The sequence below is a fragment of the Acidovorax sp. sic0104 genome (genome assembly GCF_019219095.1).
Classification (GTDB): domain Bacteria; phylum Pseudomonadota; class Gammaproteobacteria; order Burkholderiales; family Burkholderiaceae_C; genus Acidovorax.
The window spans coordinates 25,608-48,571 of sequence record NZ_JAHUWH010000025.1; the positions used below are offsets into that span (position 1 = coordinate 25,608).

At 68.3% G+C, this 22,964-nt stretch carries 22 protein-coding genes; 10 read left to right on the forward strand and 12 right to left on the reverse strand.

What is annotated here, in order from left to right; all coding sequences use genetic code 11:
• The first annotated feature begins 20 nt into the window (after window positions 1-20).
• The 3 genes from KW835_RS24805 (at window position 21) to KW835_RS24815 (ending at window position 2,617) form a co-directional block, all read left to right on the forward strand.
• Window positions 21-869 (forward strand): ABC transporter ATP-binding protein, encoded by an 849-nt coding sequence (locus tag KW835_RS24805; protein ID WP_218387367.1) that lies wholly within the window; start codon window positions 21-23, stop codon window positions 867-869.
• Entirely contained in the window at window positions 869-1,834 is a 966-nt protein-coding gene (locus tag KW835_RS24810; RefSeq protein WP_218387369.1) for an MlaD family protein, read from the forward strand. The genes KW835_RS24805 and KW835_RS24810 overlap by 1 nt, the downstream gene beginning before the upstream one ends.
• Before the next feature lie 96 nt (window positions 1,835-1,930).
• Window positions 1,931-2,617, forward strand: coding sequence for an ABC-type transport auxiliary lipoprotein family protein (locus tag KW835_RS24815; RefSeq protein ID WP_218387371.1), 687 nt, complete (start codon window positions 1,931-1,933; stop codon window positions 2,615-2,617).
• A 108-nt stretch (window positions 2,618-2,725) separates the two neighbouring features.
• Here KW835_RS24815 and KW835_RS24820 read toward each other — a convergent pair whose 3' ends face one another.
• The 3 genes from KW835_RS24820 to KW835_RS24830 form a co-directional block, all read right to left on the reverse strand.
• A complete protein-coding gene (locus tag KW835_RS24820) occupies window positions 2,726-4,123 on the reverse strand; it encodes an NAD(P)/FAD-dependent oxidoreductase (RefSeq protein WP_218387373.1) in 1,398 nt (465 codons plus the stop codon).
• Window positions 4,124-4,228: 105 nt separating this feature from the next.
• On the reverse strand, window positions 4,229-5,677 hold the full coding sequence (locus KW835_RS24825) for a DUF1501 domain-containing protein (protein ID WP_218387375.1): 1,449 nt from the start codon (window positions 5,675-5,677) through the stop codon (window positions 4,229-4,231).
• A 17-nt stretch (window positions 5,678-5,694) separates the two neighbouring features.
• The gene (locus tag KW835_RS24830; protein ID WP_218387376.1) at window positions 5,695-7,701 is read right to left on the reverse strand and encodes a DUF1800 family protein; all 2,007 of its coding nucleotides are present in this window, start codon (window positions 7,699-7,701) and stop codon (window positions 5,695-5,697) included.
• Between the two features lie 423 nt (window positions 7,702-8,124).
• Here KW835_RS24830 and KW835_RS24835 point away from each other — a divergent pair, with 423 nt between their 5' ends.
• From KW835_RS24835 to KW835_RS24850, 4 genes are all read left to right on the forward strand, one after another.
• Window positions 8,125-8,343 (forward strand): CsbD family protein, encoded by a 219-nt coding sequence (locus KW835_RS24835; RefSeq protein WP_218387378.1) that lies wholly within the window; start codon window positions 8,125-8,127, stop codon window positions 8,341-8,343.
• 72 nt (window positions 8,344-8,415) lie between these two features.
• A complete protein-coding gene (locus KW835_RS24840; RefSeq protein ID WP_218387387.1) occupies window positions 8,416-8,997 on the forward strand; it encodes a hypothetical protein in 582 nt (193 codons plus the stop codon).
• Between the two features lie 234 nt (window positions 8,998-9,231).
• Window positions 9,232-9,753, forward strand: a complete 522-nt coding sequence (locus KW835_RS24845; RefSeq protein WP_218387388.1) for a hemerythrin domain-containing protein — start codon at window positions 9,232-9,234, stop codon at window positions 9,751-9,753.
• A gap of 149 nt (window positions 9,754-9,902) precedes the next feature.
• Entirely contained in the window at window positions 9,903-10,949 is a 1,047-nt protein-coding gene (locus KW835_RS24850; protein ID WP_218387389.1) for a sensor domain-containing diguanylate cyclase, read from the forward strand.
• A 90-nt stretch (window positions 10,950-11,039) separates the two neighbouring features.
• On the opposite strand, the gene KW835_RS24855 is transcribed toward KW835_RS24850, so the two are convergent.
• Both KW835_RS24855 and creD read right to left on the reverse strand, forming a co-directional pair.
• Complete coding sequence (locus KW835_RS24855; RefSeq protein ID WP_339385495.1) at window positions 11,040-11,405, reverse strand: hypothetical protein; 366 nt, start codon at window positions 11,403-11,405, stop codon at window positions 11,040-11,042.
• On the reverse strand, window positions 11,402-12,847 hold the full coding sequence (gene creD, locus KW835_RS24860) for a cell envelope integrity protein CreD (protein WP_218387390.1): 1,446 nt from the start codon (window positions 12,845-12,847) through the stop codon (window positions 11,402-11,404). The genes KW835_RS24855 and creD overlap by 4 nt, the downstream gene beginning before the upstream one ends.
• Before the next feature lie 196 nt (window positions 12,848-13,043).
• Here creD and KW835_RS24865 point away from each other — a divergent pair, with 196 nt between their 5' ends.
• Window positions 13,044-13,418: a phosphopantetheine adenylyltransferase gene (locus KW835_RS24865; RefSeq protein WP_218387391.1), complete on the forward strand. Its 375-nt coding sequence runs from the start codon at window positions 13,044-13,046 to the stop codon at window positions 13,416-13,418.
• A gap of 10 nt (window positions 13,419-13,428) precedes the next feature.
• On the opposite strand, the gene creC is transcribed toward KW835_RS24865, so the two are convergent.
• The 5 genes from creC to KW835_RS24890 form a co-directional block, all read right to left on the reverse strand.
• Window positions 13,429-14,907 (reverse strand): two-component system sensor histidine kinase CreC, encoded by a 1,479-nt coding sequence (gene creC, locus KW835_RS24870; protein ID WP_218387392.1) that lies wholly within the window; start codon window positions 14,905-14,907, stop codon window positions 13,429-13,431.
• A 79-nt stretch (window positions 14,908-14,986) separates the two neighbouring features.
• Window positions 14,987-16,420, reverse strand: a complete 1,434-nt coding sequence (locus KW835_RS24875) for a hypothetical protein (protein ID WP_218387393.1) — start codon at window positions 16,418-16,420, stop codon at window positions 14,987-14,989.
• A 49-nt stretch (window positions 16,421-16,469) separates the two neighbouring features.
• Window positions 16,470-17,165 carry a two-component system response regulator CreB gene (gene creB, locus KW835_RS24880; RefSeq protein ID WP_218387394.1) on the reverse strand — a complete coding sequence of 232 codons (696 nt, stop codon included), beginning with the start codon at window positions 17,163-17,165 and terminating at the stop codon, window positions 16,470-16,472.
• Between the two features lie 154 nt (window positions 17,166-17,319).
• Window positions 17,320-17,955, reverse strand: a complete 636-nt coding sequence (locus KW835_RS24885) for a MarC family protein (protein ID WP_218387395.1) — start codon at window positions 17,953-17,955, stop codon at window positions 17,320-17,322.
• Between the two features lie 113 nt (window positions 17,956-18,068).
• On the reverse strand, window positions 18,069-18,824 hold the full coding sequence (locus tag KW835_RS24890; protein WP_218387397.1) for an SDR family oxidoreductase: 756 nt from the start codon (window positions 18,822-18,824) through the stop codon (window positions 18,069-18,071).
• A 143-nt stretch (window positions 18,825-18,967) separates the two neighbouring features.
• Between KW835_RS24890 and KW835_RS24895 the strand changes: the two genes are divergently transcribed.
• A complete protein-coding gene (locus KW835_RS24895; protein WP_218387399.1) occupies window positions 18,968-19,657 on the forward strand; it encodes a dienelactone hydrolase family protein in 690 nt (229 codons plus the stop codon).
• Between the two features lie 20 nt (window positions 19,658-19,677).
• Window positions 19,678-20,604 (forward strand): amidohydrolase family protein, encoded by a 927-nt coding sequence (locus KW835_RS24900; RefSeq protein WP_370633687.1) that lies wholly within the window; start codon window positions 19,678-19,680, stop codon window positions 20,602-20,604.
• A gap of 62 nt (window positions 20,605-20,666) precedes the next feature.
• Here KW835_RS24900 and KW835_RS24905 read toward each other — a convergent pair whose 3' ends face one another.
• Entirely contained in the window at window positions 20,667-21,806 is a 1,140-nt protein-coding gene (locus tag KW835_RS24905) for a magnesium transporter CorA family protein (RefSeq protein WP_218387400.1), read from the reverse strand.
• A gap of 59 nt (window positions 21,807-21,865) precedes the next feature.
• Complete coding sequence (hemB, locus tag KW835_RS24910; RefSeq protein ID WP_218387401.1) at window positions 21,866-22,876, reverse strand: porphobilinogen synthase; 1,011 nt, start codon at window positions 22,874-22,876, stop codon at window positions 21,866-21,868.
• Between the last annotated feature and the right edge of the window lie 88 nt (window positions 22,877-22,964).

Consider the following 22,964-nt stretch of genomic DNA (forward strand, 5'->3'; position numbering starts at 1 on the left):
TCGCAGTTGCGGGGGCTGCCATGACTGAACGCATTGCCAAGCCGGAGCAGATCGCCGTGGCGCCGGGGGAGGCGCCGGTGGTGGATGTGCGCGGGCTGTGGAGCATCTTCGGCAAGGGCACGGAGGCGTTCACCGTGCACCAGGACCTGAACTTCAGCGTGCAGCGCGGCGAGATGCTGTCGCTGGTGGGTGGCTCGGGCACGGGCAAGACGGTGCTGCTGCGCCAAATCCTGGGCCTGGCCAAGCCGGCGCGCGGCACGGTGACGGTGCTGGGTCGGCCCGCGTCGGAGATGGGGCGCGAGGGCGCGGCCAGCCGTGTGGGCATGCTGTTCCAGCACGGGGCGCTGTTCTCGGCCTTCAACGTGCTCGACAACGTGGCGTTCGCGCTGCGCGAGCAGGGTACGCTGCCCGACGACCTGGTGCGCGACGCAGCGCTGGTCAAGCTGCAGATGGTGGGCCTCAAGCCCGAGCACGCCAGCCGCATGCCGGCCGACCTGTCCGGCGGCATGGTCAAGCGTGTGGCGCTGGCGCGCGCGCTCATCATGGACCCGCCGCTCTTGCTGCTCGACGAGCCCACGGCGGGGCTGGACCCGAGCAGCTCCGACGACTTCTGCGCGTTGCTGCGCGAGTTGCGCGCGGCGCTGGGGCTCACGGTGGTGATGGTCACGCACGACCTGGACACGCTGTTCGCGCTCAGCACCCGCGTGGCCGTGCTGGCCGACAAGAAGGTCATCGTCACCGGCCCGCCCCACGAGGTCGCATATTTCAAGCACCCGTTCATCGAGCACTTCTTCCTGGGCGAACGCGGCCAGCGGGCGATGGCGCCGGTGCAGGCCCCCGCAGCCCAGCCAGACAAGGAACACACCTGATGGAAAACAAATCCCACGCGCTTGCCGCAGGCATCTTCGTGCTGGTGGTGGCCGCCATGCTGGCCGGCCTGGCCGTCTGGCTCACGCGCGACAGCGCCAACTACGAGCAGTACGAGCTGTCCACCAAGGACGGCGTCGGCGGCCTGCAGCCGCAGGCGGCCGTGCGCTACAAGGGCGTGGCCGTGGGCAAGGTCACCCGCATCGGGTTCGACCCGCAGGTCAACGGCAACGTGCTGATCCGCATCGCCGTGAACGAGCAGGCGCCCATCAGCCCCACGACCTTCGCGGTGCTGGGCTATCAGGGCGTGACGGGTCTTGCCCACATCCTGCTGGACGACGCCGAGAAGCCTTATCCCGAGCTCCCCCCGGGGCCCAGCGGTCTGCCGCGCCTGCCCATCAAGGCATCGCCCTTCGGCAAGCTGGCCGAGCAGGCGCCCGCCATCCTGGGCCAGGTCGAGGAGGCCACGCGCCGGGTGAACCAGGTGCTTTCCGACAGCAACCAGCAAAAACTCTCCGAGGCGATTGGCAACATCGCCCTGGCCGCCGGCAGTGTGAACGCGCTGACCCAGCGGCTCGACGCCACCGTGGCGCAACGCCTGGACCCTGCCCTGGCGTCGATACCGCCCCTGGCCAGCGATGCCCGCAAGACCCTGCAATCGCTGCAGGAAGCGGGGGCCAGCGTCTCGTCGCTGGCGGCCGACGTGAGCAAGACCACCCAGCGCCTGGGCGCCGACGGCGGGCCCATCGACCAGATCACCATCGGCACGCAGTCGCTCGCGCGCGCCGCCGACCAGTTCAGCACCACCACGCTGCCACGCCTGAACCGCGCGGCCGACGACACATCGCGCGCCGCACGTCAGTTGAGCCGCACCGCGGGCGGCGTGTCGGACAACCCGCAACTGTTCATCTACGGCTCTGGACGCGTCCCGCCCGGCCCGGGTGAAGCGGGGTTCAGCCCCCGCTGAGTCGCCTGCGGCGCCTTCCGGGTGCACTGGCAAAGGGGCCGTGCCGATTGCTGAGTCTGTGCCCTGCACCGGCGCAATGAATACAGAGGAATGGATATGAATACTATCAAAAGCATAGCTGAGCGCGCTTATATATCAAGCGTTGGCGCCGTTTTTGGCTTGATCCTGCTGGCAGGCTGCTCGGCCCTGCCCACGCCGCCCGCGCGGCCCGTGCTGTACGACTTCGGACCCGGCGCGCTGGCCCCGGTGCCCACGGACCGGCGTGCGCCGCTGCCGCCGCTGGCGCTGGCCGATGTGGACGCGCCCGGCCTGCCTGAAGGCAGCAACGCCGTGCTCTACCGCCTGATGTACTCGGACACCCAGCAGCTGCGTCCCTACAGCCAGGCCCGCTGGAGCCAGCCGCCTGCGCAACTGCTGCAGCAGCGCCTGCGCGAGCAGCTGGGCCAGCGGCGCGCCGTGCTCAAGGCCGACGACGCCGCCGCCCAGGCACGCGACCCGGCCCAGGGCAACCGCCTGCCTTCGGTGCTGCGCGTGGAGATCGAGGAGTTCAGCCACATCTTCACCAGCGCCACCGACAGCGCCGGCGTGGTGCGCCTGCGCGCGACGGTGGTGGACCTGACGCTGGCGGGCGAGGCGCTGCGGGGCCAGCGCGTCTTCATCGTCCGCACGCCGGCGCGCAGCGCCGACGCCGCAGGCGGCGTGGCGGCGCTGTCCGACGCCTCGACGCAGGCGGCGCAGGAGCTGGCGCAGTGGCTGGAGCAGGTGGCAGACGCCCGGCCTTGACGTGGCGAGGCGGCGGGCGGGCAATGAATGCTCTGGGGAATCTCTGCACCCACCGATTTGCCAAGGGTGCGCAGAGGCACGCGGCACGATGATTCGTGCAGAAGATCCCTAGGGTCTGGCGTCGGCCTTCACAGCCGGCACAGCCGTCACGGACGGCTGCCCCTCGATCCCCGTCACCACGCGGGCGTAGCGCGCAAAGCTCCAGTACGCCCAGGCCCAGTCGAGCAGGACGACCAGCCGGTTGCGAAAGCCGATCAGGAAGTACACGTGCGCGAACAGCCAGAACAGCCACGCGAAGTAGCCTGAAAAGCGCACCGGCCCTGCCGGCGAGGTGAGGTCCACCACGGCGGAGTTGCGTCCGATGGTGGCCAGGTTGCCGTAGTCGCGGTAGCGAAACGGCTGCGTGGCCTGGCCGCTGAGTCGGCGCAGGATGTTGGCCGCCACGGCCCGGCCCATCTGCTTGGCGCCGGGCGAGACGCCGGGCACGGCCGTGGGCTCCTGGCCGGGCACGTGGCTTTTGGCCGCGGCCAGGTCGCCGATCACGCTGATCTCGGGGTGGCCTGGCAGCGACAGGTCGGGCGCCACGGCCACGCGGCCGGCGCGGTCGGTGGCGCAGCCGGTGGCCTCGGCCAGGTGCCGGCCCAGGGGCGAGGCCGCAACCCCTGCTGCCCACACAATGCATTTGCTCTTGATTTGATAGCTGTTGGCGCTTTCTGAACCTGCGCCAGAGGGCGATTCGACCACCAATCCATCGCCATCGATGGCGGTAACGCGGGCGTGCAGGCGCACCTCGACGCCCAGCTTTTCCAGTTGCTCCTTGGCACGCTGGCTCAAGGCCTCCGGCATGGCCTGCAGCACGCGGGTGCCGCCTTCGAGCAGGATGATCTTCGCGCTGGCCGGATCGATGTGCCGGAACTCACCGGGCAGCGTGTGGCGCGCGATCTCCGCCAGCGTGCCCGCCATCTCCACGCCTGTGGGGCCTGCGCCCACCACCACGAAGTTGAGCCAGTCGGCGCGGCGGGCGGGGTCGGGTTCTTTCTCGGCGGCCTCGAAGGCCAGCAGGATGCGCCGGCGCACCTCGAAGGCGTCGTCCAGCGTCTTGAGCCCGGGCGCATGGGTGGCCCACGCATCCTGGCCGAAGTAGCTGTGCGTGGCACCTGCGGCGACGATGAGGTGGTCGTAGTGCAGGGGCTCGCTGGCGTGGCCGCCGTCCTTCTGGTGCACGGTGCGCGCAGCCACGTCGATGCGGGTCACTTCGCCCAGCAAGGTGGTGACGTTGCTCTGCTGGCGAAACAAGTGCCGGATCGGCGCCGCGATGGCCGGCGCGGACAGCCCGGCCGTGGCCACCTGGTACAGCAGGGGCTGGAAGAGGTGGTGGTTGGTCTTGTCGATGAGGGTCACGTCCAGCGCGGCGCCACGCAGGGCGCGTGCGGCTTCGAGGCCCCCGAAGCCGCAGCCGATGATGACAACACGGGGGCGGGGCGAGCGGGCGGGTGAAGTGGTCATGCCGCCATTATTGGGGCATGCGCGCGGTGGGCTCCCCGCGCCTGTGCGAAGCCGCACGCCGGGAGTGGGCGTGGACGCCCGGCCACCCAGGCGCGCAGGCCCGCATCAGGCCATGAAGCCCAGGTTGGCCGGGTAGTCCGCCCCGCCGAAATGGCCCAGGTTGGGCAGCACGCCCGGCAGTTCGGAATTGCTCACGCCGAACCAGCTGGCCAGCGTGGCGGCGTACTGGTCCACCGAGGTGCTGGGCAGCAGGCGGCCCTGGCCGACGTGCCATTGGTCGTTGGGGTCGCCCGCGTTGTTGGTGATGCTCACCGGCGGCGCCTTTCCGTAGAAGGCCTTGCCCTTGACGGCGCCGCCGACCATGAAGTGGTGGCTGCCCCAGCCGTGGTCCGATCCGTCGCCGTTGGAGCTCAGCGTGCGCCCGAAGTCCGAGGCGGTGAAAGCGGTCACCTTGTCGGCCAGGCCCAGCTCGACCGTGGCGTCGTAGAAAGCGGTCATGGCTTCGCTCACGCGCTGCATCAGCACGGGCTGCTGCGAGACCAGGTTGTCATGCAGGTCGAAGCCGCCCAGCGACACCATGAACACTTGGCGCTTGCTGCCCAGGCTGGTGCGGGCACCGATCAGGCGGGCCACCATCTTGAGCTGGTCGGCCAGCGGGTTGCTGGTGGGGAAGGCCGTGGCCAGGTTGACCCCGGCGATGCCCGAGGTGATGGAGGCCTCGGCCCCGATGGCCCGGGCGGTGACGCGGTTGTACTCGTTCTCCAGCGACTGGCCGCTGCCCTGCTGTATCAGCGACGTGAGTGCCGCGCGGACGGCCGTCGAGCCGTACACATTGTTCTTGACGCCGTTGATGGGGATCGCGCCGTTGGTGCTGACCTGGTACTGCAGGGCCGAGTCGCCCGACAGGAACACCGCGTTGCCGGTGACGGAGATGCAGGTGAACAGCGAGTTGCCGTTGGATGACATCGCCAGGTCGCCGAGGTTGCCGCCCCAGCCCACGGTGGAGCCTTCGGGCGAGGAAGACTGCCAGACCGACTGCTGGTCGTTGTGCGAGAACAGCTTGGGCGGCAGCGGGTACAGGGTGCGGTTGCTGTTGCTGTACTCGGCGCGGGTCAGGGGCACCACCAGCGGCCCCACGTTCAGTTGCACGGCCGCCTTGCCGGTATTGAACAGGTTCGCCAGCCCCGCCATTGCCGGGTGCAGCGCGTACTGGCGGCCGCCAGTCAATGGCGTGGTGGGGGCCAGCAGGGTGGGCGTGAGCGCCGACTTGGCCAGTGCGATGCCGCCGGCCGACTGGCCCCCGCCGCCGCCACGGATGGTGCTGTATTTGTTGTAGCTGTCGTCGTCGTAGGTGATGACGGTGTTGGCGTAGTCGTTGCCGCCGTACAGGAAGACGCAGACCAGGGCCTTGTAGTCCGTGGCGGTGAACGCCGCAGCCTCGCCGACGGCGGCGAGGTTGAGCGCGAACGGCAGGGCCGTGCCGGCAATGCCCAGTTGGGCCGAGCGGCGCAGGAAGGCGCGGCGGGAGTGGAGTTCGGGTTGGAGGAGATGCATGGCAGCGCGCCTTGGTACTACTTCTGGATCAGGTATTCGGCCGAGGCCATGACGAGGAAGATCGCGGCGGCCACGCGGTCGCGCTTGGCGTTGTCGGTGCTGGCCGCCGTGACCGTCGTTGTCTTGAGGGCGTCGGAGATCAGCTTGACGGTGGCCGCGGACAGCTGCCCGCCCGCCATGAGCAGGTTGACCCGGTCGACCAGCGCATCGGCGTCCGCCACCATGGCCAGCTCTGTGACGTAGGAGGCCTTGATGTCGTAGCCGTTGTTGCCGTTGCTGCCGTTGTTGGGCAGGTCCGGCGCATTCACGTAGACGCCGTTGCGGATCACGCCCTGCATGTAGTTCAGGTAGCCGCCCACGCTGCTTTCGTTGACGAGCTGGAACTCGGGCGCCACGGCGCCGGCCGTGGCCAGGGCTGTCGATGGCGGCACGTAGCCGGGCCGAAAGAAGTTGAACACCGACGGCGAGCGCAGCGGACTCTGCGACAGGCGCGAGCCCGCCGAGCTCAGGTCGCCGATCTTCCAGCTGCCGTATTGCGACGAGATGCCGAAGGTGCGGCCCCACTGCACGAAGCGCAGCATGGGCTCGCGCAGCCTTCCGAACATCGGGTTGGACAGGCCGGCCGGGCCGCGTGCCTCATCGTCCAGCAGCACCGCCTTGATGACCGCCCGCATGTCGCCGCGCACACCCGAGCCGTTGTTGTTGAACGCCGCAGAAACCCGGCTCACGTAGCCGGGGGACGGGTTGCTGGTGACCAGGCGCTGGATCAGCTGCTTGCCGATGAAAGGCCCCACATTGGGGTGGTTGAAGATGGTGTCCAGCGCGGTCTTGAGTGCGTCGGCACCGGGTGTGCCGGCGGCGATCGAGGCCCCCAGGAACGTGGAGGCCAGCGTGGAATGCAGCGACGCGTTCAGCGACATCGGCAGCCGCGTGAAATTCGTGCTGGGCACGGTGCGGGAGGTGCCGGGCACCGTGGTGGGGCTGTTCTGCGACTGGTTGTAGTCGTAGCCGGTGAACACGCGGGCGAGGTTGGTCACGTCGCTTTGCGTGTAGCTCTCGACCAGCTGGCCTGAGCCATCGCGCTTGGCCGTGCCGTCCTGGTTGAGCTCCACGAGGCCGATGGACATGAGCTGCAGGATTTCGCGCGCGTAGTTCTCATCGGGCTGGCGGCCCGTGGCGGTGTTTTCCTTCTGATTGCCGCGCGTGTTGAGGTAGTAGCCCATCGCCGGGTTCAGCGTCACGTCTTCCAGCAATTGCCGGTAGTTGCCGAACGCATTGGCCACCAGCTGATCCCAGTAGTGCGCCATCGCGTGGCTGCGCCAGCTGAAGTCCAGGCCCGAGAGCGACACCACGCAGATCTCCGACAGCGCGAGCGCCACCCGCTTGCGCAGGCCATCGGTCGACGTCATGAGCTGCTGCCAGATCATCGCGTCGCCGGGGTAGGTGTTGTCGTAGTACGAGGTGGCGCTGTTGACCGCGTTGTAGCCGCGCTGGTTCAGCCAGTCCCAGCCCTTGGTGCCCACCGGCTTGCCGAACTGGTCGTTGATCCAGCCGTTGTAGCTGCTGGCGCGCAGTGCCGCGATCTCTGCTGTCGAGGCCGAGAACTGCGACTGAAGGAGAAAGCGCGCCGCTTCCTGGTCGGTGGTGGCCGCGGGGTAGGCATAGCTGCCCGGGACGGGCGCCGGAGGGGGCGGCGGTGTGGCGGGCGAGGGTGCCGGTGCCGTGGGGTCCGCAGGGGGCGCCGGCGTGGGGTTGGGGCCGGACGGCGGTGGAGGCGGCGTCGTGCCCGGACCCGTCGGCGTGCCAGGCGAGGTGCCCAGGTCGGGGATGGAGGGTGGGCTGGCGTTGTCGCTGGCGGAATCCCCGCCACCGCCGCAGGCCGCCAGCGCCACGCTGGCCATGAGCGCGGCCAGGGTCGCGTCGCGGGGCAAAGGCGCCGGGCGTGGCGCCCGCTCGGTGGCGTGGGGAACCTCGGTCACCCCCTCGGCCATCGCAGCCGAGGGTGCTTCTTTCATCAGTGTCATGGTGTTGTGCTGGTTATCTGGCCGCAGTCCATCGCGCAGTTCCGTGGCACACCCTGCAAACGGTACGGTGTGCTGATGCGCTATTGCGATCTGGTGCCATTCGCTTTCGATTCAGTGTATGGATTTGCAACACTCGGCATCCAGCGGTAAATCGTGATGAGAGATGACAAAGCGTCACCAAATGAAACGGTTTGCACAACGCGCCTGCTTTCGATTAGCGCCACCTACAGGCAGCGCATTGGCCCGGCGGCGGACGCACCGCCTTGTCTGTCACGCCTGTAGTCCAGCAGCCGACGTCGGCTTCCCCCCACTGCCTACGCACCGGACGGCGCGCAGTTTCTACATTCACTCCATCGCTGCACGGCACCCGATACCGCCACATCGGCGGCAGGCCCAGCGAATCAACCCTAGAGGAGGAAGACCATGAACGAAGACACCATCAAGGGCAACTGGAAGCAATTCAAAGGAAAGATGGTCGAGCAGTGGGGCAAGCTCACCAACGACGACCTGGACGTCATCGATGGCAAGCGCGAACAGTTCCTGGGCAAGCTGCAAGAGCGCCAGGGCATTGCCCGCGACGAAGCCGAAAAGCAGCTCAAGGATTGGCAGTCGCGCCACCCTGACTTCCGCTTCAACGACTGAAGCAAACTTCTCTCGCCTTTACCTACCCCCACCCCATACCAAATCACAGCACCGCTGCTTGAGGAGAAAACCATGAAATTTGCACGCACCCTGATCGCTTCCGTCGCCGCCGGCCTGTTGGCCACCTCCGCCTTCGCGCTGACCGATGCCGAATACAAGGCCGGCAAGGAAAAGATCTCCGCCGACTACAAGGCCGCCAAGTCGCAGTGCGACAGCCTGAAGGCCAACGCCAAGGACATCTGCCAGAAGGAAGCCAAGGGCGCCGAAGATGTGGCCAAGGCCGAGCTCGACGCGCAGCACAAGCCCAGCCCCAAGGCCACCCGCAAGGTCGCCGATGCCCGCGCTGACGCCACCTACAACGTCGCCAAGGAAAAGTGCGACGACCTCAAGGGCAACGACAAGGACGTGTGCGAGAAGGACGCGAAGGCTGCCCGCGTGAAGGCCAAGGAAGACGCCAAGGTTGCCGAAGTGCAGGCCAAGCCCGCCGACAGCGCCGCCGAAAAGGGCGCAGCCGTGGCAGAAGCCAAGAAGGATGCCAACGCCGAGAAGAACGATGCCGCCTACAAGGCCGCCAAGGAGCGCTGCGACGCGATGTCGGGCGATGCCAAGTCCAAATGCGTTGACGACATGAAGCGCATGTACGGCAAGAGCTGATCGCGCAGCCTTGCGCCGGACGGAAGGGCCGCAGGCGGATGCCTGCCGGCCCCCGACGATGCCCCGCCAGGCCCCGCCTTGAGCGGGGCATTGTCTTTTGCGGGGCATTTCGTTTGGCGCGGCTTCGCTGGTTGCGGCAAGCATGACCTGCATCAACACCCTGCGCGCCCTGCAAAACTAACCTCGCTCCCTTGTCTTTCACACGGTGCGTGCGGCGCACGAAGGGAACACTCCATGGCACAACTCGAATGGTCGGACGCGCTGGCCCTGGATCTCGACCTGATGGACGATACGCACCGCGAATTCGTGGAGCTGCTGGCGGTGGTGGATGCAGCCGACGATGCGCAGATCCTGGCCGCATGGCAGGCGCTGGTGGAGCACACCGACCACCATTTCGGGCAGGAGGACGCCTGGATGGCCTCCACACGGTTCGCATCGGGCAACTGCCACAGCATGCAGCACCGGGTGGTCCTGCAGGTCATGCGTGAAGGCACTGCGCGTGCCCAGCAGGGCGATCTGCAGGTCCTGCGCGTCATGGCGAGCGAGCTGGCCCTGTGGTTCCCGCAGCATGCGCAGAGCATGGACGCGGCGCTGGCCTTGCACCTGCGCCGTGTGGGGTTTGACCCCGCCACCGGCGTGGTGCATGCGCCCCAGGCGTTGCCCCAGGGCTTGATCCACGGGTGCGCGAGCGCCAGCTGTTCCGACACCGTTGGCGCAGAATCGGCAACTCACAGTCCGCAGCCGGCGTTGGCCTGAGGGCAGCCTCGGCCACGCGTGGCGCGTCGGCCGCCTGCGCCAGCCGAGGCGGTGTGAATGCGCACCCGCCATGGCGCGGGTTGTTGCGCATGGGTTTCATGCAGGGGTGTGGCATGCTGCAAGGGTGCTGCGCCACTGCATCTTCTGCCATGGACACCCTTGCCTTCCCCGACCCGCTGATCGACGACCCGCAGCGCCTGCAGGCCCTGCGGCGCTATGCCGTTCTGGACACCCCGATGGAGCCCGCCTACGACGAGCTGGCGGACATGGCGGGGCACATCTGCGCGGCCCCGGTGGCGTTGATCAGCTTCCTGGACCGCGAGCGACAGTGGTTCAAGGCCGCGATGGGCCTGGCGGTGCAGGAGACCCCGCTGGACCAGTCCATCTGCCGCTACGCCGCGCGCCAGACCGGCGTGTTCGTGGTGCCCGACCTGGCGCTGGACCCGCGATTTGCGCACTTCGACATCGTCACGCAAGAACACCCCATGCGCTTTTACGCCGGGGCGCCGCTGGTCACGCCCGACGGCTATGTGCTGGGCACCCTGTGTGTGCTGGACTACGTTCCGCGCCTGCTGGCGCCACGCCTGCAGGAGCTGATGCTGGCCTTGGCCCGCCAGGTGATACGGCTGCTGGAGCTCAAGCGCGCCAACGAACGCCAGGGCCACATGCTGGTGGAGCTGGAAGAGGCGCGCCGCCAGATGGCGGTGCTGGCCCACACCGACGTGCTTACAGGCCTGTCCAACCGCCGGGCCTTCACCGAACGCCTGCGCCAGGAGCTGGCTTTGCTGCAGCGCGGCGGCGAGCCTGCCAGCCTGCTGATGCTGGACGTGGACCACTTCAAGCGTGTGAACGACCTGCACGGGCACCATGCGGGCGACATGGCCCTGCAACACGTGGCCGCGCTGTGCCGCGAGGTCTTCCGTGCCGCCGACGTGGTGAGCCGCTGGGGCGGCGAGGAATTCATGGCGCTGCTGCCCGCGACCGGCGTGGACCAGGCCGGGGCGGTGGCAGAGCGCCTGCATGCTGCACTGGCAGCCCGGCCCGTGCCGGGAATCGAGCCAGCCCTGGTGCTGACCGCGAGCATGGGGCTGTCGGCCTTCGAGCCGCTGCACCCGCTGGACATCACGCTGCGCACCCTGGATGCGGCGATGTACACCGCCAAGCGCGAGGGGCGCAACCGCACGGTGGCCGTCTGAGGCCGTGCTGCCGGCGAACGCTACTTTTTTGAGAGCTAAAGCCGCTTGCGCACAGTGCGCCAGATGGCATTCTGGGCCGCACTGCGCGCTTCATCCGCCGCTGTGGCGCGGCAGCATCAGGATCGCCATCCGCCAGCACAGGTCCCGCAGCGCCCGGCGCATCGCGGGCGACCCGGCGCAGGGCCGTCCGTCCTCTGCGGGGTTGCGAAACGCAGCCTCCAGAACGGCCTGCTTGGCGCTGCGCAATGCGGCCCGGTCCTGCGACTGCACTGCGGCCATCAGGCGGTCGCGGTAGCGCTGCACGCGCTCCGCTTCCGCCATCGACAAAGCGGTGCCAGGCGGTGGCTCCACGCAGGGCAGGCTGCGGGGCCCGTCCGGTCCCTGGCAGGCCGCCCCGGCCAGGTGCCGTGCCCAGGCGGCGGCTGCGGGCAGCGGGGAAGTTGAGGCGGATTTCACAGTGCCTCCGTGCGGGCGGGTGCGGTGCGTGCGGCCGCGGGGGGCGGTGGCGTGGGCCGTTGCGGCGCGCTGCCTTGCGAGAGCCCGTACCAGTTCACCTTGCGCGTGAGCACCATCACCGCTGCCAGCACCAGGAACAGGGCGATCGCGCCCACGGCCAGCGCGGTCTGCTCCAGCTGCAGCAGCACGTACAGGAGCCCGTACAGCAGCGCGATGCCCGCGCCCAGCGGAATGCCGCGCGCCAGGCCGCCCAGCATGTGGCTGGCGTAGTAGGCGAGCAGCAGCACGCAGGCGCTGGCCGCCGCCGCGTACGAGATGCCGAACGGCAGGTGCTCCGACAGGCTCACCAGCAGCAGGAAGAAGCTGCACAGCGCGCTGCCCACCAGCAGGTACTGCACGGGGTGTACGCGCAGCTTCTTCATCAGCTCGAACAGACCCACGGCCACGAAGGTGAGGGCGATGAAGAGCACGCCGTACTTGGTGGCGCGGTCGCTCAGCGAATACGGGTTCACCGGGTCGATGAAAGCCACGTTGAAGCTGTCGGCGCAGTCGCGCGGCGTGGCGCCACCGGGGGCGTAGTCGGCCGGGCTGTCGTCGTATCCGCCGATACAGATGCGGCTGCCCTTGTCGATGTCGGCCTGCGCGGTGGTGGCCAGCGAGGAGAGGCGCCACTGTGCCGAGAAGCCGTTTTTCGTCACCTCGCGCTCCGATGGCAGGAAGCGCCCGCCGAAAGAGGGGTGCGGCCAGCTGCTGGTCATCTGCACTTCGGTATTGCCCCCCAGCGGCACGATGGCCAGGCGCTCGGTGCCCACCAGCTCCAGGTCCATGCTGGCGGTCAGGCCGGCGGCCTGGCCGCGCACCGTCTCGGGCAGCGTGGCGTGCAGGCCGCGGCTGTAGGTGGGGTGGAAGGTGCCGGGGCGCAGGGCCAGCGTCTGCTCTCCCAGGGTGAGCTGCGCGGTGCGGATGCCGCGCGCATCGCCCACGGCCACCATGATGATCGGTGCACCGCAGTGCATGCGCGAATTCTTCTGGGTGCTTTGCGGCTGCAGGCTGGCCAGCGAGCCCCATTGCGCCGTGAGGTGGGTCTTCAGGTTGAAGGTGTTCACCTTGTGCAGGCCGCGTGCCCGCTGCTCCATGGCGGCGCCCGAGCGCAGCTTGAGCTGCTCGGGCATGGCGGTGAGCAAGAACTCGCGCCGCTGCTCCACCATGCGGCGCTCCTCGCCCTTGCCGGTCTCCACGTCCCAGCTCTCCACGCAGGCGCTGTGGATCATGGGGCCCATCAGCGTCTGCGGCCCGGCCAGGCTCTCGGCCACGCTCTGCGCGGTCAGGCTTCGGTACCGCAGCCGGTCGCGCACCACGTCCTCGATCATGGACAGGCCGAACAGCAGCAGCACGGTGATGGCAGCCAGCGCCGCCAGTTTGATGAACAGTGGGTGTTTCAAGGAGTCCTCCGCAAGTGATGTGGAGGGCAGTGTTGGCGGCGTGCGTGAGGTGTCGATGAAGTTTGTGAAGCCGGTGTGAAGTGGCGCGAGGTGCAAGAGATCCGGCGCGAAGCCCGTTACCTGAAAGGTCATCGACGGCGGGCTCGGACCGGCCTAGAAACGGGTGGTCCGTCTCTTCATGAATAAAGGTGTGCGCATGCGCAAGATCGTCTCAGGGGTGCTCGTGCTGGTGGCCGTGATCCATGTCCTGCCGCTGGCCGGGGTTCTGGGGGCCGGCAAGCTGTTCCAGCTGTACGGCGTGCCGTTGCAGGACCCGAACCTCGTGCTGCTGATGCGCCACCGGGCCGTGCTTTTCGGCCTGCTGGCCGCGCTGCTGGGCTATGCAGCGCTGCGGCCCGACTGGCATCGCATCGCGCTGGTGGCCGGCCTGGTGAGCGTGGCGTCATTCCTGTGGCTGTGGCTGGACGCGCCGGGCACCAACGGTGCGATGGACACCATTGCACGCGTGGATGGGGTCGCGCTGGCGTTGCTGGTGGTGGCTGCCATCGCGCATGCCAGAGGGGGCCGGTAGCAGGCCTCGCTCAGTCCATGCCAGGGGTCGCCCGGGGGCCGAACTCCAGCGCCACGCGCAGGCCCGGCGCCGTGTTGGCCACCACCATCTGCCCGCCGTGCAGCGCCATCACGCGCCGCACGATGGCCAGCCCCAGGCCCGAGCCGCTGCGCTCGCCGCTGGGCCGCGCCGTGGTGAAGAAGCGCTCGCCCAGGCGCGGCAGTGCGTAGTCGGGCACGCCGGGGCCCGCGTCCTGCACGGCCACGGTGCCGCCCCGCAGCTCCACCTGCACCGTGCTGCCCTCGGGCGCGAAATCGATGGCGTTGTCCAGCAGGTTGGTCAGAGCCAGCGTCACCAGCTCCGCTTCCCACGGGCCGCTGCTGCCCGTGCCCGACAGTGCAAGCGTGATGCCCCGCTGCGCGGCGCGCGCGCGTATCTGGGCGATGGCGGCCTCGGCGCAGCCCTGCAGCGGCACGGGCGCACGGCCTTCCGCATGGTGGCGCTGCTCCAGCTTGGACAGCTCCAGCAAGCGGTCGATGATGCGCTGCAGGCGCTCGCTTTGCTGCACCACCTGGGTCGCGAACTCGGCGCGGTCGGCGGCGGGCAGCTCGTCCTGCAGCAGTTCGCCCGCGCCACGGATGGCTGCCACGGGGCTCTTGAGCTCGTGCGTGAGGGCGCGCACATAGCCTTCGATGTAGTCGCGCCCCTCCAGCCGGGCGCGCATGCGGTCCATGGCGCGTGCCAGGTCGCCCAGCTCGCCGGGCACCTGCGGCACGGCCAGCGCTGCGGCGGGCGGGGCGTCGGCGTCGCGACGCTCGCCATCCGCCGGGCCTTGCACGCTCAACGCGTAGTCGCGCAGGCGCCGCACGTTCCATACCATCCACAGCGTCACGGCCACGCCCACTGCGGCCGACAGCGCCAACAGCAGCAGCCCGCCCATGAACACCTTGCGCTCGGCGCGGTCGATGAAGCGCTGCACCGTGCGCGTGGGCTTGGCCACCGTGAGCACCCCGGCAATCTCGTCCTTCACATAGATCGGCGCCGCCACATGCATCACGCCGCTGGTGTCGTCGCTGTCCACGTCGCGTGTGGAGCGCGCGCCGTACTCGCCACGCAGTGTGCGTGCCACATCGCGCCACTGCGAGTAGTCGGCCCCGATGGCGCGGTTTTCCGAATCGAACAGCACCCGGCCCTGCCGGTCGGTCACGTAGATGCGGTAGTCCAGCGACTGCTTGGAAAACCCCCAGATCGCCGCATCGACCGGCCGGCTCGCATAGCGGCGCACGTGCTGCGCGAACGGGCTGGCCTGCCCGCCGCCATCCGCCAGCCGCCCGGCGGCCAGGTCTTCGCTGGCCAACTCCGCGAGGATGTTGGCCGTGTCGACCATCATGTCCTCCATCACCTCGCGCACGCTCGGCTTGATCTCGGCCATGAACACGCGCAGCACGAAGAACGCGGCGATGCCGTTGATGAGGAAAAAGGCGAAGAGAAGGCGGATGCCCAGGCGCATGGGTCAGCGGACCCTTCTGCTTAAACAGAAGCTGCAAAAAATTGCCGGGTGCGCGCAGGCGGCGGATCTCATGCCCATTTCACCCGCGCAACCGAACGCGATAGGTCGAGGATCGGCCGGGGTTCTGGTTCTGCTTCTCGCGGCCTTCAAACACCAGGCTGCTGGTGGCCGCATCCCATTGCATGGGTTCCTGGGTGTAGGGGTCGTGCAGCGTCTGGGGTGACCTGGCCAGCCAAGCGGGCATGTCGGGCGGGGCGACCTGTTCTACGGCGGCACGGCGCTGCAGGAGGACAAGGCGGCGATAGCCGTCGATGTCTGCCACCCGCTCGATGTATGTACGGTAGACAGGCACTGTGGTGGCAAAAACGCAAGATCCGGCGACGTTGCGCAAGCGTTTCCAGGGCAAGCAAACGCTGTCATCGTCTACTAGTTGCATGATCCTGGAGAAGGCCGCACTTTGTTGATGAATCGGCAGAGCACTGACAGCACGTACTTGCTTCAGGTATTCGATGCTTTGATTCACCGTTTGCCTCGGCAAATAAGCCACACGGCTTGGTCTGTTCAAAGCATGCTTCCACCATGCAAGGGGGTCATCTCCCGCGGACGGGTAAAAGCCAGAGTCCGCAGGGGGATACAGGATGCTGGCAATGTATTGCATTTCCCCCTTCAGCGCTGATTCCAGGGATGTGGTCGGTGCGGATAGCAGTTCTTCGATCGCCTTGGACTCCGCCATAGGCGGTGCCGATGCCGTTCGTGCGCTCGCGTCGCTCAGCCACCGCAACTCCCGGTGCTGCATGGCCAGCGCGACCATGGAGGCAATCAAGCTGTTGGAATGGCTTGCCAGGCGGCTTCGCAGTTGAACGGCCTGGTGGGCGATGTCCAGGGCTTGCTGCGGTCGCCCATGCATCCATTCCTGCGATGCCTGGGCCAGCCAAAGCTCATGAGCGCGTACGAGGAGCCCATAGGGTGGGAATTCAGACTGCAGGTAAATAGGGGCGGGGTTGCTGAACTGCGGAGAACCGGCCGCAGCCGCCAGCCGCTGCAGCAGGGCCTGGTGGGTTTTTGCCAGAGCCTGCACTTCATCGCCGTGCTTCACAAACCAGGCAAAACAATCCGACTCGTCGACCGGGCAACGAAGCCGGCCGGGCAGTACGTCATCCAGCGGGGATTTGGCGGGGATGGGCGAGGGTATCCCTTCCTGCCGGTCGCCATGGACCTCCACCCAGCGCCTGCGCTCGATTTCGCGCGCGAGGCGCGTGCGGCCCAGTGCCACGGCGTCACCGATTGCACCACCCCCGATGGGCGCATCCAGCCCCATGACGATCAGATAGCCGTTGCCCTCCAGGGCTTGCTCAGTGGGCGGTGTGTACTGCAGCGCCTGCTGGGCGGCCTCGCTCAGGGCATCGTCGTTCCAGTTGGCAACGATCAGTGCGGCCAGCCCCAGAGCGGCCAGTCCCCCCAGGGCCAGCATCAGCCAGCCCAGTGCTTTCAGGCAACGGCGTAGGTACTTCATAAAAAATGATAGCTATTAGCGCAGGCTGGAAAGGCTCCAGGGCCGATTCTTAAGGCACATCAAGGCAATACCCCATGCCCCGGTGCGTGCTGATGTACTCGGTCGCTGCATCCACCTCGCGCAGCTTGGCGCGCAGGGTCTTGATGTGGGTGTCCACGGTGCGGTCGGTGCTGTCGCTGTCGTCGCCCCAGGCTGCTGCCAGCAGGGCTTCGCGCGAATGGATGCGGCCTGCGCCGCGCAGCAGGTGGGCCAGCAGGCGGTACTCGCGCCGGGTCAGCGCGAGCGGCTGGCCGCGCAGGCTGATGCGCTGGCCGTGTTCGTCGTCCTTGAAAATATGGGCAGCCGGCGGCGCGGCGCCCGCGACGGGCCGGGCACCTGCGCGCCGCAGCAGCGCCTTGACCCGCGCGGCCAGCTCGCGCGGGCTGAAGGGCTTGGCCAGGTAGTCGTCCGCGCCCAGCTCCAGGCCGAGGACTCGGTCGATCTCTTCGCCATGGGCGCTCAGCATGAGCACCGGCACGGTGGATGTGCGCTCGGCGTGGCGCAGTTCGCGCAGCAGGTCGAGCCCGCTGCCATCGGGCAGTCCGACATCGAGCACGAGCAGGTCAAAGTGCGAGGCCCGGATCTGGCGGCGGGCGTCGTCCACCAGCAGGCTGTGCGTCACGGCCAGGCCGTCGCGCTCCAGCGCATAGGCCACGGTGCGGGCGATGGCAGGGTCGTCTTCGAGCAGCAGCAGCCGTGCAGTCATTTCTCAATCGTCCGTTGAATCACCTGTGGCCGATGCCACTGGCACGACCCCAGCCAGCGCACACGTGGAACTGGCTCTGCCAGGGCACCGGGTGCGTCCCCCTCCCGCGAAGCGAGAGAGGGGGAAGACGCGAAGCGTCTCAGGGGGTGATTCATCATCTTGCGATCAACACCGGGAAGATCTTGCCCAGTCCGTCGGCCATCACTTCCACGGCCAGGGCGGCCAGGATCAGACCCATGAGCCGGGTCATCACGTTGATGCCGGTCTTGCCCAGCACGCGGGCAATCGGGTCGGCCAGTGCAAAGCACACGGCGGTGGCCAGCGCGATGACGACGCCGTAGCCCACCAGCGCCAGTGTCTGCCAGATGCCTTGGGCGCGGTCGGCATAGATCACCACCGTGGACATGCTGGCCGGGCCGGTGAGCAGGGGGATGGTGAGCGGCACCACGGCGATGGAGCTGCCCGCCGCTGCCTTCTCGGCGCCTTCTTCATACTCGTTGGTGCTGGGCTTGGCCTCGGCGGGCTGGGCGTTGAGCATGTTCATCGCGCTGATGAGCAGCAGCATGCCCCCGCCCACCTGGAAGCTCTGCAGCGAGATGTTGAAGAAGTCGAGGATCTGAAGGCCCAGCAGCGCGCAGGCGGCGATCACGCAGAAGACGCTGAAGCTGGCGACCTGGATGGTGCGCCGCCGCTGCGGGTACGAGAAGCCCTGCGTGTAGTGGATGAAGAACGGCACGATGGCCAGCGGGTTCACGATGGCCAGCAGGGTGATGAGGGGCTTGAGGTCCATCAGGGTGCTCCGAAGGGCAAGAGGGCAGGGCGTTTGTGCGCGAGTATGCGGGGTTTTCTGCCGCCAGGGCCCGCCGGGCATGCTGCGCTGCAGCGCACGGCGCGCCGTGCCGGTCAACGTCCGCCGGAGACATCCATCAGCGTGGCCGTGGTGTAGCTGGCTGCGGGCGACATGAGCCACACGATGGCTTCGGCCACCTCATCGGCGGTGCCGCCGCGCAACATGGGTACCTGGTGCGACAGGTCGCGCACCCGGTCGGGCAGGCCGCCGCTGGCGTGGATGTCGGTCTCGATGAGGCCGGGGCGCACGGCATTCACGCGGATGCCGTCGGCGGCCACCTCGCGGGCCAGGCCGAGCGTCATGGTGTCGATGGCACCCTTGGCCGCTGCGTAGTCCACATACTGGCCGGCAGCGCCCAGGCGCGACGCGGCGCTGGACACATTGACGATGCTGCCGCCCGCGCCGCCGTGCTGCGCGCCCATGCGCAGCACGGCTTCGCGCGCACAGATGAAGCTGCCGATCACGTTGATGTCGAACATGCGCCTTAAGCGCGCCACGCTCATCGCTTCCACGCGGGCCGGCACGTCCACCACGCCCGCGTTGTTCACCAGTGCAGAGAGGCGGCCCAGTTGCTCGTCCACGGTGCGGAACATGGCCAGCACCTGGGCTTCGTCCGCCACGTCGGCCTGCACTGCGATGGCGGTGCCGCCCGCCGCAGCGATGGATGCGACCACCGCCCGGGCGGCCTCGGCGTCGCGGGTGTAGTTGACGGCCACGGCCCAGCCCTGGCGCGCCGCCAGGCGGGCGGTCGCCGCGCCGATGCCCCGGGATCCTCCGGTGATCAAGGCTACTTTGGGGTGGTCGGCCATGGCAAGTCTCCTGAAAAATGGCCTGCATTTGAACAGAGTAAGGTGCTGCGGCCAGAATGGTGCGTCCGCCGGGTTGGTGACCGTTTCCACCCGTTTGCGCCAGTCTCGCCATTCCACCGATCAACGAATCAAGGAGTCATGCCATGGGTCAATTCGTCAACCTCACTTCCAGCGATGGCACCGTGGTGCCCGCCTGGGTCGCGCAGCCCGACGCTGCGCCGCGTGGCGCCGTGGTGGTGCTGCAGGAGATCTTCGGCGTGAACTCGCACATCCGTGCGGTGGCCGACCGCTTTGCCGCACGCGGCTACCTGGCGGTGGCGCCGTCCACCTTCCACCGCGTGCAGCAGAACGTGGAGCTGGGCTACACCGGTGACGACATGCAGGCCGGCATGGGCCTCAAAGCCGCCGTGGAGGCCCTGCCAGCTCCCGGCGTGATGCCCGACATCCAGGCCGCCATCGACTACGCCGCGCAGCAAAGCGGCCGCAAGGTGGGCATCGTGGGCTTTTGCTGGGGCGGCCTGCTCACCTGGCGCGCGGCCTGCACGCTCAGTGGCCTGTCGGCGGCCGTGCCGTACTACGGCGGCGGCATGACCTCGCCTGAGGAAGCCGCCCGCAAGCCCCAGGTGCCGGTGCTGGCGCATTTCGGCCAGCGCGACCACTACATCCCGGTGGACAGCGTGCAGGCCTTCGCCCGCTCCCATCCGGAGGTGGAGGTGCACCTGTACGAGGCCGACCACGGGTTCAATTGCGACCAGCGTGGCAGCTACGACGAGGCCTCCGCCATGGCTGCGCGCGACCGTACCCTGGCGTTCTTCGACAAACACCTTGCCTGAGGGCTGTCTCCATGGCCGCCATGCTTCGGGTTGTGAAGCCTTTTTGGCGCCTGGCGCTTTCTGGTAAAGCGCTGGCAGCTATTTTTTTGATAGCGTCTGGGTGTCAGGCCCATGCGGCCGACTACAGCGGCCCGCTGTTCGACGCCCACCTGCACTACAACGAGGAGGCTTGGGACGGCAAGGCTGGTCCGCACCCGCCCGCCGATGTGCTGGGCCGCATGCAGAAAAGCGGTGTGCGCGCCATCGTCGCCAACTCGCGGCCCAACACAGGCTCGCTCACGCTGGCCGGCCTGCCGCAAACGCGCGAGGCCGGCGTGGCGGTGGTGCCCTTCGTGCGGCTGTACCGCAACCGCGCTGACTACACCGGCTGGTTTGCGGATGAGAGCATCTACACCATGGTGCAGACGGAGCTGGCGCGCGGAACGCCGGCAGGGCCCTACCGCGGCATCGGCGAGTTCCACCTGTACGACAGTGCCAACGCCGATGGTCCGGTGGCCAAGAAGCTCATGGCGCTGTCCGAAGAGCGCGACCTGGTGGTGCTGGCGCACGTGGACGATGCGGCCATCGACCTGCTGATGGCCAACACACCTTCCAAGGGCCGCAAGCTGCGGCTCATCTGGGCGCACACCGGCATTGGCGGCGCGCCGGTGGACCGTGTGGACGCCTTGTTCGCACGCTACCCCGGCCTGGTGGGCGAGCTGTCGTACCGCCCCGGCCTGGTGTGCGACGACAACCAGCTGTGCCCCGCGTGGCGCACGCTGCTGCTCAAGTACCCCACGCGTTTCGTGATCGGCTCCGACACCTGGGTCAACCAGCGCTGGCAGCACTACGAGAGCCTGATGGCAGGCTATCGCACCTGGCTGGGCGGCCTGCCGGCCGATGTCGCGCGCAAGGTGGCGTGGGACAACGCGGCAGGGCTGTTCGGCACGCCAGCCCCGGCACGTTGATCGGGAGCGACGGGTTGCGGCTTTGGGTGGCCGTGCCGGGCTGCCACAGGCGGCTCAGGCGCTTAGCGCCGGGTGCGTGACAGGTATTGCTTGCGCCAGAACAGCGCGACCAGCGCCACCGCGATCGCGACCATGGAGCCCATGGCCCACCAGAAGCCGTCGGCCTTGTGGATCAGCGGGATGAACTCGAAGTTCATGCCGAAGATGCCGGCAATCAGGTTCAGCGGAAGGAACACGGCGGTGAGCGCCGTGAGGGTGCGCATGATGTCGTTGGTGCGGTTGCTCTGCACCGAGAAATGCATCTGCACGGCCGTTTCGGTGCTTTGCTCCAGGCGGCGCACGTGGTGCACCACGCGCTCGATGTGCTCCAGCACGTCGCGGCTGCGCACCTTGAGCAGGTCCAGCTCGCGCAGGCCCGTGGGCGAGTCGGGCAGGGCCCAGGTTTCCAGCGCGTCGATCCAGTCCTGCACGGCGGTGCGCTGGTCTTCGCAGATCTCGTCGAGCTGGTGCAGCGACAGCCGCGCCTCCAGCAGGGAGCTCCAGTTCACGTAGCGGGCGCGGGGCTTGAGCAACTCGTTTTGCCAGTGATCGAGCTGGCGCGTGAGCTCGCGGCGCAAGTCCAGGTAGCCGTCCACCATGAGGTTGACCACGCGCAGCATCAGGTCGGCCGGGCTGGCGGGCACGCGCGCGCCGGGCACGGGGCTGCTGCGGCCTTCGCCGGGGCTGGCTGGCAGCGAGGCCAGCAGCCGCGTGGCGTAGGCGTCGCGCACCGAGCAATCGGTGGGGTGCACGGTGAGCAGCAACTGATCGAACACCGCAAAGCCCACGGGGCTGGTGTCGATGCGCCGCAGCACCGGCGGCCCCCCGCGCCGCAGGGTGCTGGCGGCGGCGTGGGCATCGTCCGGTGGCGACGGGGGCTGCGCGGCATCGCCCTGTGCCGTGGCCAGCCGGCGGAACACCAGCAGGTCGTACTGCGAGGTGTAGTCGTAGTGCGACGGCAGCTGTGCGTTGAGCAGGTCGGACACGTGCAGGTCCACCAACTGCAGGCCCACCAGCGCCTGCAGGCGGCCCTGGATCTCGGCCAGCCGGGCCTGGAAGGCGCTGCGCGAGCAGGCGATCCAGACGAAGCCCTGCGTGGGCATGTGGCCCGGCAGGCTGTCAAGCTCCTGCACGCCGCCGCTGTGGATGTGAAAGATGCGCATCGAGGCCGGCTCAGGGGTTGCGGATGCCACAGGGGCGGGTACGGCGGCGGCCACCGCGGTTACGGCTTCTTGTGCTGCAGCAGCCGGGCCACGTCGCGCGCGAAGTACGTCAGCACGCCATCGGCGCCCGCGCGCTTGAAGGCCAGCAGGCTTTCCATCATCACGGCGTCGTGGTCCAGCCAGCCGTTGGCCGCAGCGGCCTTGACCATGGCGTACTCGCCGCTCACCTGGTAGGCGAAGGTGGGCACCTTGAACTCGTCCTTCACGCGGCGCACGATGTCCAGGTAGGGCAGGCCGGGCTTGACCATCACCATGTCCGCGCCTTCGGCGATGTCGAGCGCCACTTCGCGCAGTGCCTCGTCGCTGTTGCCGGGGTCCATCTGGTAGACGTTCTTGTCGGCCTTGCCCAGGGCGCCGCGCGTGCCCACCGCGTCGCGGAAGGGGCCGTAGAAGGCACTGGCGTACTTGGCACTGTAGGCCATGATGCGCGTGTGGATGTGGCCCTGCACTTCCAGCGCGTCGCGGATGGCGCCGATGCGCCCGTCCATCATGTCGCTGGGCGCGACGATGTCCACGCCTGCCTCGGCGTGGGTGAGCGCCTGGCCTGTGAGGATCTCCACCGTCTCGTCGTTGATGATGTAGCCCGTCTCGTCGAGCACGCCGTCCTGGCCGTGGCTGGTATAGGGGTCCAGGGCGACGTCGGTCATCACGCCCAGGGCCGGAAACTCCTTCTTCAGGGCACGCACCACGCGCGGGATCAGGCCCTCGGGGTTCAAGGCCTCCTTGCCGTCCGGGAACTTCAGGGCCGGGTCGATGGCGGGGAACAGGGCCATCACCGGGATGCCCAGCTTCACGCAGTCCTCGGCCACGGGCAGCAGCAGGTCCAGGCTCAGGCGGTCCACGCCAGGCATGGAGGCCACCGCCTCGCGCTGGTTCGTGCCTTCGTGCACGAACACGGGGTAGATCAGGTCGTCCACGGTGACCGCGTTTTCGCGCACCAGGCGGCGGGTGAAGGCGTCGCGGCGCAGGCGGCGGGGACGGTTCTGGGGGAAGAGGGCGGGGCTTTGCATGGCGGAATTATCCCCCTGTAGAGCCGGGCCTCTTTCCCCCGGACGAGGCGTACCGCGTGTCCCGGCAAAGCCTGCTTAAAACAGGTGC

Bases quoted from the DNA above. Each gene is read 5' to 3' on its own strand.
- KW835_RS24825 (WP_218387375.1), bottom strand. From the start codon at position 5,677: ATGCATCTCCTCCAACCCGAACTCCACTCCCGCCGCGCCTTCCTGCGC.
- KW835_RS24840 (WP_218387387.1), top strand. From the start codon at position 8,416: ATGAAATTTGCACGCACCCTGATCGCTTCCGTCGCCGCCGGCCTGTTG.
- creB (WP_218387394.1), bottom strand. From the start codon at position 17,165: ATGACTGCACGGCTGCTGCTGCTCGAAGACGACCCTGCCATCGCCCGC.
- KW835_RS24815 (WP_218387371.1), top strand. From the start codon at position 1,931: ATGAATACTATCAAAAGCATAGCTGAGCGCGCTTATATATCAAGCGTT.
- KW835_RS24850 (WP_218387389.1), top strand. From the start codon at position 9,903: ATGGACACCCTTGCCTTCCCCGACCCGCTGATCGACGACCCGCAGCGC.
- KW835_RS24885 (WP_218387395.1), bottom strand. From the start codon at position 17,955: ATGGACCTCAAGCCCCTCATCACCCTGCTGGCCATCGTGAACCCGCTG.
- KW835_RS24905 (WP_218387400.1), bottom strand. From the start codon at position 21,806: ATGCGCATCTTTCACATCCACAGCGGCGGCGTGCAGGAGCTTGACAGC.
- KW835_RS24900 (WP_370633687.1), top strand. From the start codon at position 19,678: ATGCTTCGGGTTGTGAAGCCTTTTTGGCGCCTGGCGCTTTCTGGTAAA.
- KW835_RS24805 (WP_218387367.1), top strand. From the start codon at position 21: ATGACTGAACGCATTGCCAAGCCGGAGCAGATCGCCGTGGCGCCGGGG.
- KW835_RS24810 (WP_218387369.1), top strand. From the start codon at position 869: ATGGAAAACAAATCCCACGCGCTTGCCGCAGGCATCTTCGTGCTGGTG.
- KW835_RS24830 (WP_218387376.1), bottom strand. From the start codon at position 7,701: ATGACACTGATGAAAGAAGCACCCTCGGCTGCGATGGCCGAGGGGGTG.
- KW835_RS24895 (WP_218387399.1), top strand. From the start codon at position 18,968: ATGGGTCAATTCGTCAACCTCACTTCCAGCGATGGCACCGTGGTGCCC.
- KW835_RS24845 (WP_218387388.1), top strand. From the start codon at position 9,232: ATGGCACAACTCGAATGGTCGGACGCGCTGGCCCTGGATCTCGACCTG.
- KW835_RS24865 (WP_218387391.1), top strand. From the start codon at position 13,044: ATGCGCAAGATCGTCTCAGGGGTGCTCGTGCTGGTGGCCGTGATCCAT.
- creC (WP_218387392.1), bottom strand. From the start codon at position 14,907: ATGCGCCTGGGCATCCGCCTTCTCTTCGCCTTTTTCCTCATCAACGGC.
- KW835_RS24835 (WP_218387378.1), top strand. From the start codon at position 8,125: ATGAACGAAGACACCATCAAGGGCAACTGGAAGCAATTCAAAGGAAAG.
- hemB (WP_218387401.1), bottom strand. From the start codon at position 22,876: ATGCAAAGCCCCGCCCTCTTCCCCCAGAACCGTCCCCGCCGCCTGCGC.
- KW835_RS24890 (WP_218387397.1), bottom strand. From the start codon at position 18,824: ATGGCCGACCACCCCAAAGTAGCCTTGATCACCGGAGGATCCCGGGGC.
- KW835_RS24875 (WP_218387393.1), bottom strand. From the start codon at position 16,420: ATGAAGTACCTACGCCGTTGCCTGAAAGCACTGGGCTGGCTGATGCTG.
- KW835_RS24820 (WP_218387373.1), bottom strand. From the start codon at position 4,123: ATGACCACTTCACCCGCCCGCTCGCCCCGCCCCCGTGTTGTCATCATC.